This is a genomic window from Singulisphaera chitinilytica (genome assembly GCF_049331405.1).
GTDB lineage: Bacteria > Planctomycetota > Planctomycetia > Isosphaerales > Isosphaeraceae > PoT.
In genome coordinates, this window is record NZ_CP186274.1 from 9,172,209 (window position 1) to 9,183,719 (window position 11,511).

Annotated in this window: 7 protein-coding genes; 4 read left to right on the forward strand and 3 right to left on the reverse strand. The window is 66.3% G+C overall.

What is annotated here, in order from left to right; translation table 11 throughout:
* The first annotated feature begins 150 nt into the window (after positions 1–150).
* Positions 151–708: a DUF2721 domain-containing protein gene (locus ACOYYX_RS35680; RefSeq protein ID WP_422927421.1), complete on the forward strand. Its 558-nt coding sequence runs from the start codon at positions 151–153 to the stop codon at positions 706–708.
* A gap of 317 nt (positions 709–1,025) precedes the next feature.
* A complete protein-coding gene (locus ACOYYX_RS35685) occupies positions 1,026–2,960 on the forward strand; it encodes a S8 family serine peptidase (RefSeq protein WP_422927422.1) in 1,935 nt (644 codons plus the stop codon).
* Between the two features lie 141 nt (positions 2,961–3,101).
* Here ACOYYX_RS35685 and ACOYYX_RS35690 read toward each other — a convergent pair whose 3' ends face one another.
* Both ACOYYX_RS35690 and ACOYYX_RS35695 read right to left on the reverse strand, forming a co-directional pair.
* Complete coding sequence (locus ACOYYX_RS35690; protein WP_422927423.1) at positions 3,102–3,533, reverse strand: hypothetical protein; 432 nt, start codon at positions 3,531–3,533, stop codon at positions 3,102–3,104.
* Positions 3,534–3,961: 428 nt separating this feature from the next.
* A complete protein-coding gene (locus ACOYYX_RS35695) occupies positions 3,962–4,486 on the reverse strand; it encodes a hypothetical protein (RefSeq protein ID WP_422927424.1) in 525 nt (174 codons plus the stop codon).
* Between the two features lie 1,325 nt (positions 4,487–5,811).
* On the opposite strand from ACOYYX_RS35695, the gene ACOYYX_RS35700 reads away from it, so the two are divergent.
* The gene (locus ACOYYX_RS35700) at positions 5,812–7,233 is read left to right on the forward strand and encodes a hypothetical protein (protein ID WP_422927425.1); all 1,422 of its coding nucleotides are present in this window, start codon (positions 5,812–5,814) and stop codon (positions 7,231–7,233) included.
* Between the two features lie 22 nt (positions 7,234–7,255).
* Here ACOYYX_RS35700 and ACOYYX_RS35705 read toward each other — a convergent pair whose 3' ends face one another.
* Positions 7,256–10,153, reverse strand: a complete 2,898-nt coding sequence (locus ACOYYX_RS35705; RefSeq protein WP_422927426.1) for a protein kinase domain-containing protein — start codon at positions 10,151–10,153, stop codon at positions 7,256–7,258.
* Positions 10,154–10,855: 702 nt separating this feature from the next.
* Between ACOYYX_RS35705 and ACOYYX_RS35710 the strand changes: the two genes are divergently transcribed.
* Positions 10,856–11,323 carry a four-helix bundle copper-binding protein gene (locus ACOYYX_RS35710; protein WP_422927427.1) on the forward strand — a complete coding sequence of 156 codons (468 nt, stop codon included), beginning with the start codon at positions 10,856–10,858 and terminating at the stop codon, positions 11,321–11,323.
* The last annotated feature ends 188 nt before the right edge of the window (positions 11,324–11,511 follow it).

Genomic DNA, 11,511 nt, shown 5'->3' on the forward strand with positions numbered 1-11,511 from the left:
CACCACGGACATGGCCATTCCCACGGTCACGGCGATGGCCACGTCCACGAGCATGGCAAGCTCGGCCCGCATCGTCATTGACGAGCCGGCCGAGGGGCCGTCCCGACACACTTCCCCTTTTGCCGACACCCCGGAGAAACGACCCGAGCCATGCCGATACCGCTACCAGGAGCGGTGAGTTACGCGACCCTCTCGGCCATGATCACGCCGGCCATCTTCCTGACGGCGAATGGCTCGCTCATCATCTCGACCTCGAACCGGATGTCGCGCGTCGTCGACCGCATCCGCGCCCTCAACGAGTTGGGCGACAAGATCGACCGCAACCGGGGCGACTACGACTATCCGGCCGATCGCCTGAACCAGGTCCACAGGGAGCTCGACCGCCTCGTCTGGCGGAGCGACCGGATCCGGTTCGCCCTGACCGCGCTCTATCTCGCCTTCGGGGCCTTCGCCGGCACGAGCCTGACGCTGGCCGTCGACGTCTGGACCGAGAACAGGCTCGTCGCCGTCCCGACGCTGCTGGCGATCGTCGGCGTGGGGCTCATGCTCGTCGCCTGCGCCAACCTCGTGCGCGAGGCCTTCCAGGCCCTCTGGGGCAACCGGCTCGAGATCGACTTCTACCGGGACCTGCACCGTCGCCGCGAGGCCGAAGCCGCGTCGGCCACCCCCTCGGCGAGGCCATCGCCCGAGCCCGCCGCCTCGTCCTGATTGGGCGGGATCTCGAACCCGAACTCGCACCCCGACAACGATCGATAACAGTCGGCGAGGCCCGGTCATCCGGGTCGCGCCGAAAGTGCGTCAAATGTCGACGAGAGAAAACAAGGGTACGTAAAGAATCCTGAAAACCCTTCTGCTTTGATAGCCTTGCCCGATTTTCGCAGTTATAGTTGACCCAAACGTGACGAAACCGGGGACGATTCGACCAGAACGCCTCTCCAGCCCTCGCCTCGAACCGGACGTCGAGCTCGGGCCCCTCGCGCGTCTCCCGGCCACCCTTTGACGACGGCATCGCTGACGAGACACTCATGGTAAAGGCCCGACGTTCGCGGTATGCGCCCCGCCTCGAGTCGCTCGAGACCCGCGCCCTGCTCAGCGGGACCACGACCGGCGAGATCTTCGTCCGGTTCAACACCGATGCCCCGGCGTCCGCCACCGAAACGGCCCTCTCCACGCTGAACGCGAGCGTGGTCCAGTCCTATCCCGACGGTTCGAACCTCCTCTCGATCGGGTCGGGCGTCGACGTGGATTACGCGCTCGACTGGCTCAAGAGCGACCCATACGTGAACTATGCCGAGGAGAACGGCACGGTCACGAAGTCGGCCGTCACGATCGTCACGCCGAATGACCCGAGTTACGGCTCGCAGTGGCCGCTGACCAGCTCGACGGCCGGGATCTTCGCCCCGCAGGCCTGGGGGATCACCGAGGGGAACTCGAACGTCATCGTCGCCGTGCTGGACACCGGCCTCGACCTGAACAACGCCGAGTTCGCCGGCCGGCTCTGGTCGAACCCGACCGCCAACAAGGACGGGTACCTCGGGGATTACAACGGCTGGAACTTCGCCGGCAACAACAGCAACCTCCAGGATTACGACGGCCACGGCACGCACGTCACCGGGATCCTCGCCGCGACCGGCAACAACGGCAACGGCATCGTCGGCGTCAACTGGTACGCCAGGATCATGGTGGTCAAGGTCCTGGACAACAGCGGCAACGGCACGACCGACGCCGCCGTGAGCGGGATCTACTTCGCCGTGCAGCACGGGGCGAAGGTCATCAACGCGAGCTGGGGCGGGGGGAGCTACTCCCAGGCGATGCTCAACGCGATCTCCTACGCGAACTCGCAGGGGGTCGTCTTCGTCACCGCCGCCGGGAACAACGGCGCCAACGACGACGCGGTGCCGAACTACCCGGGGAGCTACGGCCTGCCGAACGAGATCGTCGTCGCCGCGACCGACTCGTCGGGCAACCTGGCCTCCTTCTCCGACTACGGCGCCAGCACGGTCGACATCGCCGCCCCCGGCGTGAACATCTACAGCACCTTGCCCTCGACCTACGGCTACCTCTCGGGCACGTCGATGGCGACGCCGTATGTCTCGGCCGTCGTGGCGATGGTGGCGGGGCTCCAGCCGGGGTACAATGCCCAGCAGCTCGTGCAGCGGATCATCGCCACGGCCACGCCCAAGTCGAGCCTCGCCGGCAAGATGGTCAGCGGCGGGATCCTCAACGCGTACAACGCTCTCAACTTCAGCACGAGCACCACCGCGGTGGCGACCGTGGATCCCAACGCCTTCGCGCTCAACGGCTCGAGGAGCAGCACGGTCCTCGCCAAGATGCTGGCGACCGACACCTACTATGAAAATAACGGGGGTACCGCCACCGCCTTCGTGACGGCGCTCTATCGCGACCTCCTTGGGCGGACCCCCGACTCTTCCGGCCTCGCGGCCTGGACCAACCTGCTCCAGTCGGGCAAGTCCCGGTTCGACCTGATCGTCCAGTTCCAGAAATCCCCCGAGTACCTGATCAATCGGGTCGCATTCTGGTATCAGGACCTCCTCGGCTGGACGACCCCGCTCGACCAGTTGCGGAACGACTCGGGCGTGAAGTACTGGGCGAGCCTGCTCGCATCCGGCCAGTCGGACAACGCCGTGATCGCGAGGATGCTGACCACCACCACCTACTTCGCCTCGCAAGGTGGGACGGACGCCGACTACATCGACGGCGTCTTCGAGAGCCTCTTCGGCCGCGCGGCCGATGCGGGGAGCCTGAGCTACTTCGAGGCCCAGTTCGCCTCCGGCATGAGCCGCATCCAGTTCGTCAGCCTCCTCGAGACGACCACGGAGGCCAAGCGCACGACCGTCGCCCGCTGGTACATCGAGGACCTCGGCTGGACCTCGACCCTCGCGACCTTGAAGAACGACTCCGGCGTCCAGTACTGGGCGGGATACCTGGGCAACACCTGAGCCTTGCCCTGGATCTGAGCACCAGCAATCCACCCCGCGGGGCCATTCTCGGCCCCGCGTTTTCATGCGCCGGGTTCAAGGAACCAGGCAAGGCGGAGGCCGACAGGTCCGCGGGTCGCGGGGCCAGGCCTCCGTATCGGCTCACTTCAAGGTCATCCTGCGACTCGGCGGATAAGGGCCGCTGCTGCGGAACAGCCCGCCGACCTTGTAACCCGCCTTGGCATCGCCATCCATCGCGAGCCGGTAATAGAATTCCTCCCCCTCGCCCGTGCCCTTCACGTAGATCCACATGCGTTTCTGACCCGAGATCGGTTCGAACTCGGTCGCCGCCACCCGGGTGGGATAGGTCTTCGGGTGCGCCTTGGCGATCTCTTCGGCCAGCTTTTCCCTCGAAAAGGCCTTGGCGAACTCCGGGGTGATGAGCCCGTACGCCCTGGCATTATCGCGATCGACGAACGCGGCCTGGGCGAACTGAGTCGCCGTCTTCGCCGCCAATTGCTCGTCGTGCGCGATGAAGCTGATGCAAGAAGGCAATGTGCACAGGATGATCGGAACCGACAGCAAGCGTCGCATCGGACTTCTTCCCTCTTTGGAACCGGCGATTGGCGTGACAGCCCCGCCACCTCGCCCGGTCGAAGCCCGAGTCTATCCCGACGAAGGCTTAACGGCCAGACACATCGATTCATCCTTGATGTGCCTTGAACAAAGGATCGACGAAATCGCGGGCGTTTCGGACCTTGTCTTCCTATTGGCGAGTCAGACAAAATCTCGAGCGTGATCACATCAACACCCAAACGCCCCTGGCCCCAAGCCTGGCAAAGGCGAGTGGCGATAGGAGATGGAATTCCGGCTCTTGACCGCTCCCGGGAGGAGGAAACCCTACCCAATATCAGGGGGACGGACATCCTGGCGGAAATTGGTCGCGATCTCGGGCTCGAATCCAAGGCGTGAAAGCCCCATTCGATCAATGAGTGTCAACATTTTCACATCAATGATCTCGATCAGGATTCGGGCCCGGAAGCCTTGCGTCGGAGGAGGAATGAGCCTTCGAGCCGCTCCACCGCGCCGGGATTGGCCGAGATCCACCAGCGGCCCTCGATCTCGCCGCCGTCGGGGGTGAGCCGGCCGCTGTAGTGGACGACGTGGTTTTCGTACGCGTCGCCGACGACCTCATCGCCCACCCGGAAGCCCCCGAAGCAACTCCCCTGATACGACTTGTCGAAGTAGACCCAGTTCCCGTTGATGGTGCCGGTCAGCGTCGAATCCTTGGGGACCCTGGAGATGACGAAGATGGGACCCGTCGGCCCGTCCGGGAGGATGCTGCGGAGCATGGCGACGACCCGCTCGTCCTCGCCCGGGAACCTCGCGACCTCGGCGAGCGGCAACTCGTGCTCGGGCTCGTCGTCGATCATGCTGCCGTTCAGGATGGTCCCTTCCTGCGCGAACGTGGCCTGGATGGGGTAATGCTGGTCATACTGCCGGTACTCGCCGGCCCAATCGCCGGCCAGGTTGATCTCTCCAGGCACTTTCGACCCCCGATACTTCGTTTCATTAAGGCGGAAATATGAGAATTCACCACACACTTTAGCGTTATATTTCGAGCGAGGGAACGGGACAGCTGGCCGCGGCGATGCCTGCGCGAAGGGGCGTCGGGATTCGACGGGGATGGGATCGCCCGACCCAGGCGGCCGGGATCGGATCGTCTCGGAGGTGCCGGAGCAGCCCCTCGGGGACGAACCCTGCGATTCCTTCGCGTCGAGACCCGTGCGCAGATGGCCCTCGTTGCCGAGGTGGCCATGACAATATCCGCGTAAGCCTTGCGTCGGAAGTCCAGTACGCCCGCGATATGGGCGCGACTCAACGCGACCGGGGCCGCTCTCGATGATTCGAGGAAGGCCCCAGGGTGAGAACTGACGCATACGGTAGGACCGAGACATCCCCCGCGGCGGCAAGACATTATCGAAAGGAGAGTATTCGCGATGCCGGAGCCGTCCGCTACCCCAGGCTCCCCACACCGCCCGAGTCGCCAGCTCGCGAGCACGAACCCTGTTAAGCGCGAAGGCCATATAGCCGTCCCCCTTGCAGCCCTCATCCCGCCAACACGGTTCGGAGATTGGCGCCAGCCTGATCCTCATTCGTGGTCCTGATCCGGGCCATCGAGCCTGGAAATCGGGCCTCGATCAGGCAGGCTTCTTTCATAACATCACCTGCAACCAGTGTCAGGACTCGTAATGCGTTCCCGAACGCCTGGACCCTCTACGGCGATAGCCCCATGAGGATTCGATAAGCCGAATCGGCCACAACAATTCCAGCCTGATTGCGCTGATAGCCCAGGATTTCAGCCGGGATCCATGCCGCATCGAGGCTGCGTCAGCTTGATACTGCCCACCCGCCGGCGACGGTTAAACAGGGGGTCACGATGTATCCGGTTCGCTCCCCCTGCCTGAAACCCGGCGAATTCAGCAACCCATGATCGCAGAACACATGCATTAATTTTCACTCGACCCAGCTCATAAGCTTCGGGTTGCAAGTGTTACATCATGGGCGGAATAATGCTATCGGCCCCGGTGATATATCTCCCATTCGGGCGGCAGCCGCATCAATGTTCAGTTCCGGCCGCATCCCCGGATCAAAGTCGAAGGGGGCGGGACGCTCGCGGATGACGGAGTCCCTGCACCCATCTCGCAGCAATTTCCAGAAATTCGGCAAATCCGCTAAAGGCATCGCAACCAGGAGCCGATGCTAGAAGAGACGCGTTGCCGCCGGCAGGTTTCCCCCCCACGACTTGAGGCCGGGGAGCCCCGACGGGGCGGCACGGTGACCACGGACTTGGGACTGCCAGCGAGGGGCCATGTCAGTCATTGCGCGTCATACCACAGCACCGAACCTCCGCGAGGTCCTGGCGGTCGCCGAGCTCTTCGCCGGGGTCTTCCGCAGGGATGTGCTGAGCTTCTACCCGCAGTCGGTGCTCGAGCCGATCGGCCACGACGGCATCCCGACGTCCGTCCACGGCGGGCCCAACTTCCAGGTGTTCGAGCCGCCGGGACGCCAGGCGGGGAGCCACCTCGAAGTCGGCATGTTCGGGCTCCGCTACAGCCTGCTCCCGAGGCCGGGGACCCGGTTCTCGACCCAGGATTTGCGGATGCTCCGCGCCATCGGGGCGGTCCTGAGCCTGCGTTATCACCACCTCTTCCAGGTGGCCCACTTCTCCAGGATTGAGCTCTTCCGAGGCGGCTCCGAGGACCACTACGTCGCCGCCTTCGTCGAGCCCCAGGCCTATGCGCCAGCGACGGCCAAGCTGAGCCGGATCGCCTCGACGATCCTCACCCTGCGCACGGCCGCGCTGTCGACGTACGAGAACCGGCGGGTCTCGACCGGGGCGCTGCTGATCGGCCCGGGGGAGGTCCCGGCGGTCGCGCCCGAGGAGGCGCCGCCGGATGCCCTCGACTACGTGGCCGAGCTGACGAGCCTCAAGAGCATCCACCGGCTCTGCGACGGCAGCCGCACGCTCTTCCTCGTCGACGGCGAGGGGAAGCTCGCCGACATCGTCGACATCGAGCGATGGGCGTCCGAGGTCGAGGTCGGCGAGGCCCCCGAGGTCCCCTGTCCCCGGGTCTACGCCTCACACGCGAGGGCGACTCGCATCGGCGGGCACGTCTGCCTCGTCCTGAGCCCGAACCAGGAGATCAAGCTTTTCGCCGGGGGACTCCAGTCGTTCGTCTTCGCGCACGGGCGCTGGCGGATCCTCGACCCCGCCGCGAAGTTCGCGGTCTGGGAGGCGGCCACGGCCAACGCCCGGCTCGCCAGGGTCCTCTTCCAGACGGCCCTCGACCTCGCCGAGAGCCGCCACGGCGGCCTCCTCGTCGTCGTCAACGACCCCGAGCAGGCGGTCGACCGCCTCATCGCCCGCCACGACATGCTCGAGACCGAGGCCCCCGAAGGGCCGACCCGGGAGCTCTCCCTGGGCGATCCGCTGGCCAACCGGGCGCTCCACTACCTGGCGAGGAACCGCAACGCCACCGACATGGCCCCCGCCGTCCTGGAGTCGCTCGCCGGGCTCGACGGTGCGCTCGCGACCGATCGGTCGGGGAGGCTCCTCGCCTTCGGGGCGATCCTGCGGCATAGCGCCTCGGGCATGCCCAACCCGATCACCGCCGAGGGGGCTCGGACCACGGCCGCCCTCGTCGCGAGCCGGTTCGGCCCGGTCCTCAAGGTCAGCGAGGACGGCATCATCTCCTGCTTCCTCAACGGCTCGCGCGTCTGGGACCTCTGACGCGAAGTCGAGGATTGGGAGGCTACTTCGCCGAGGGGTTCGGCTCCGTCGCGATCAGGGTTTCGGCCTCGCGGCGGAGCGAGTGGATGATCCAGCCGTCCTGGTCCCCCAGGTTCGAAGGCCCCCAGTCGTAGGAGGCGACGGCCTCGGCGAGCGTCTTCCTCGCCTCGTCTGCCTGGCCGCTCCTCTGCAAGGCCATGGCGACGACGAGCCGAGGGGCGGGGCCGAGGGCGATCGCGGCGTCGCCCCGCATCGTGGCGATGGCCCCGGCGTGATCGTCCTGGCGGTACTGCGACAGCCCTTTGACGAACTGGAAGAACGGGAAAAAGGAGTGGACCTTCGATCGCTCGAGGTCCCCGGCGCGGGCGGCCAGGGCGACGATCCGGCGCAGCTCCTCCCCCGACGCCGGCTTGAGCAGGCAGGCCCGGCCGGTCCGCTCCGCGATGATCGGATCCTTAACCTCGCCGAACCTGGCGAGCAGGTCCCGCCGGGCCCCGAGGTATTCCTCTTCGAGCCCGAGGTAGAGGCACAACTCGGCGTAACCGTACCAGGCCTGGTGGTCCGTCGGGCCGGTCTCGAGCAGCCTGGCCCAGGCCGATCGCGCCTCCTCCATCCGGCGTTGCCGGACGAAGAACTCCCGGAGTTCCTGCAGGGCCTCCCGATCCTTCGGGCCGACGTCCAGGGCCTTTCGGTACTGGACCAATGCCTCCTCATACCGACCTTCCATGTCGAGGCACCTGCCGTAATAGAGGAAGGTCCGCACCGACCTGGAATCGAGCCGGATGGCGACCCGGAATTGCTCGAGCGCCTCGGCGTGATGCCCGCCGTTCCAGAGGCCGACGGCGAGGTTGAACTGCGAGGCGCCGATGCCCGGGTCGATCGCGATCGACTTGCGGAATTGATCGATCGCCTCCTCATTGCGGGCGCAGCCCGTCAGCGCGATGCCGAGGTTGTTGTGGACGATCGCCACCCCCGGCCGGAGCGCCTGGGCCGCCTGGAGATAGCCGACCGCCTCCGGCGACTTCTTCACGGAATGCAGGACATTGCCCAGCCTGAAGTTGACCCAGAAGTCGTCCGGGTGGAGCAGGTGGAGGTGACGGAGGAAGGCGATCTTCAGCATGGCATCGTCCTTCGAACGCAGCTCGGCCGCGAGGAGCAGGGGGACCGACTGCTCCGGGAACGGGGCATTCTCGATCAGGCGGAAGAGGGCCGCCCGATCCTTCCAGGCCGCCGGATCCCGCACGCGATCGCGCCAACCCGACCGGTCGCCGTCGGCACGCTTCGCCACGTCTTTGACCCATCGCAGTCGTCCCGGCTCGGTGACGCAGCTCGACCAATAGTCGAGGGCGGCCAGCAGGGCCCCCTCGACGTCGGATGCCTTGATTCTCGCGGCGACGATCTCGGGGCTCTCGCCGACCTCGCCGATCCCGGCCTCGCGGAAGGCCCTGCCATACTCGACGTCGGATCGGGCGAAGTCGAGCACGCCGTCGCCGTTGGAGTAGCCGGTCATGCGGACGCCGTCGAGCCTGGCCAGGAGGTCGAGATCGCGGGCCCCTCGCGCCATCCGGGCCTGGATCTCGCGGGAGCCGAGATGGTTCAGCCGGGCCTTCGCCCGCCCGAGCGCGGCCGTCGCCCCGGCCCAGGACGACTTCCGCAAGAGCGCGGCCATCTCCTTCAGATCATCGTCGGCGGCCTTGAGCGTGGCCTTTTGCTCGACCTCGATCCGTCGCGAGGTGGCCGAGCGTTCGGCGATCAGCCAGAGCATGCCCCCGAGCGCGGCCGTCGCGAGCAGGGAGCCGCCGAGGATCGATCCCGACAGCACCGGCCTGCGGGCGATCCGCCGGGCCAGACGCCCCGCGCGGCCCTCGGGCCTCGCGGCGATGGCCTCGCCCCGCAGGAAGCGGTCGAGGTCCTCGCGGAGGGCCAGGGCCGACTCATAGCGGAGCCTCGGCTCCTTGAACAGGCACTTGAGGCAGATGGTCTCGAGGTCGCGGGGGACCCTCGGCTGGAGCGTCGACGGGGGGACGACCTCTCGGTTGAGCACATGATGGATCGTCTCGGCCGACGAGGCCCCCTGGAACGGCGGGACGCCCGCGAGCGACTCGTAGAGGATCGCCCCGAGCGAATAAACGTCGGCGGAAGTGCCGACCTCGTACCGACGGCTCGCTGCCAGTTCCGGGGCCATGTAGCTCGGGGTCCCGATCGCCGCCCCGGTGTGCGTGAGGCCGGCGTCGTCGTCCATCCGTCTCGCCAGGCCGAAGTCGCCGATCTTGGGGACGCCCCCCGAGGTCAGCAGCACGTTGGAAGGCTTCAGGTCGCGATGGATGATCCCGTCGAGGTGGGCGGCGTGCATCGCCCCCGCCAGCGTGGAAACCAGGGCGGCGGCCTCGCGAGGGGGCTGCGGGGCCCCGTCGAGCTTCCTCGCCAGGTTCCCCCCCTCGACATACTCCATGGTGAAGTAGGGGCGGCCGTCGGAGTCGCCGACGTCGTGGATCTGCACGATGTTGGGGTGCCGGAGGCGCGCGACCGTCTCCGCCTCGCGCTGGAAGCGTTCGCGCTCGAGCGGCCCGGCGAAGGCCCCGGCGATCGCCATTTTGAGGGCCACGACCCGCTTGAGCCCGAGGTGCCGCACCCGGAAGACGAGCCCCATGCCGCCTCGGCCGATGAGTTCCTCCACCTCGTAGCCGTCGATCCTCGGCAGCGAGGCTTCGGGCCTCGGCGACGTCGGCTGGGCATCGGTCGACCCATCCGGCAGGGACGGGAACATCGCGTCGAGCCGGTCCCGGACCCGTCGGAGCCGCTGCCAGCGCTCGCGAACGACGGGCAGCAGTTCGGGACACGCGCGGCAAACCGCCTCGGGCGTGCTCTGCGTCTCGAGCAGCTCGTCGAGCAGCGGCTGCACACGCGAGTCGATGGTCATGGCAGAGTTCTCAGGTTGTCACCCGCGTAGGGCCCTCGCCCTCACGTTCCGGCGTGCGTCCATGCTATGCCCAATGCACACCCCTGAAAAGGCGGTTCGACGGTGACGAGGCTTCGCATCGTCACTTTTCCGCGTCGAATTCGAGCATTACCGCCGAAGGTTCCATGCATATCCTTACGATTATACGATTCGAGGGTCCTTCACCCGAACCTCGGATCGGGTGCGAGCCGCGGTGGAACCGAACGCGACGGCATCGGCCTTGTTCCCGGATCTGACGGTTGGTGCCCACCGCGGGGATCCCGGATTCTCCCTAATCCCGATCAAGGACTCGAATCTGGGCGCAAACATGGAGTTCACCAGCCCGGGCGAGTGAACGTATCGCGGCGCATACGCACATCTCGGCATGGGCGATGACATCCGGCCGGGGCTTCGGGCATGCCATAACGGATTCCGACGCCTCAGCTTGAATGCCCCGACGCGTGCGTCTCGTCGCGACCGTACGGGCCTGCCTGCCCCTTTGCATCCCGAAAAACAAGGCGTTCAAGGCCCAGAACTTGCTGAAGTGTTGGTTTGGCCCGCGTCGTCTTCGACCGGGTGCGGCCGCTATCCCTCGAATGCGTCGGCCTGCCCCTGTCAGGGGCGCGGCGTTCGGGGCGATGGGCTGTGGTCGACCTCCCACCAATCCATTGAGGTATCTCCGTGATGGACCGACGTAACATGCTGGGCGTCATGGGCGCAAGCGCCCTGGGGTTTTCGGCCCTCTCCGCGACGGCCGGCGAGAAATGCGAAGAGTCGTGTTGCACCCTCGACAAGGCCCATGAAGAGTGCCTGAAAGCCTGCGCCGACTGCGCCAAGAGTTGCGACATGGGCTTCCACCACTGCCTCGCCGCCCTCGCCGAAGGCAAGAAGGAGCACGCCAAGGCCCTCCAGCTCTTCTCCGACTGCGCGGCCTTCTGCGGCCTCTCGGCCTGCATGATCGCCAAGCACAGCCCCCTGATGACGAACTCGTGCCACGCCTGCGCCGAGTCGTGCAAGACCACGGCCGCCGAGATCGAGAAGCACAACTCCGAGCCGATGAAGGCCGTCGCCAAGAAGCTCCGCGAGTGCGAGGCCTCCTGCCGCACGATGGTCGCCAATATGAAGAACTCCTCCGGCATCCACGCGAACTGACCTTCGCCGAAGCCAGGCCTGAGAACCGACGAACGACACGCATTGCATCGAAACGCCGAACGAACCCCGGAAGCCCCGAGCTGCCCTCCGACTTGACGCGGGGGACCGCCCGAGGCTTCTGTTCATTTCCGCCCTCTTCCGCACCCCTCTCATCGCCCTGTTTGATCCCCCGGAATTTCCTTGGGGAA

Coding starts and splice junctions, on each gene's coding strand:
- ACOYYX_RS35685 (WP_422927422.1), top strand. CDS start 1,026: ATGGTAAAGGCCCGACGTTCGCGGTATGCGCCCCGCCTCGAGTCGCTC.
- ACOYYX_RS35680 (WP_422927421.1), top strand. CDS start 151: ATGCCGATACCGCTACCAGGAGCGGTGAGTTACGCGACCCTCTCGGCC.
- ACOYYX_RS35700 (WP_422927425.1), top strand. CDS start 5,812: ATGTCAGTCATTGCGCGTCATACCACAGCACCGAACCTCCGCGAGGTC.
- ACOYYX_RS35705 (WP_422927426.1), bottom strand. CDS start 10,153: ATGACCATCGACTCGCGTGTGCAGCCGCTGCTCGACGAGCTGCTCGAG.
- ACOYYX_RS35710 (WP_422927427.1), top strand. CDS start 10,856: ATGGACCGACGTAACATGCTGGGCGTCATGGGCGCAAGCGCCCTGGGG.
- ACOYYX_RS35690 (WP_422927423.1), bottom strand. CDS start 3,533: ATGCGACGCTTGCTGTCGGTTCCGATCATCCTGTGCACATTGCCTTCT.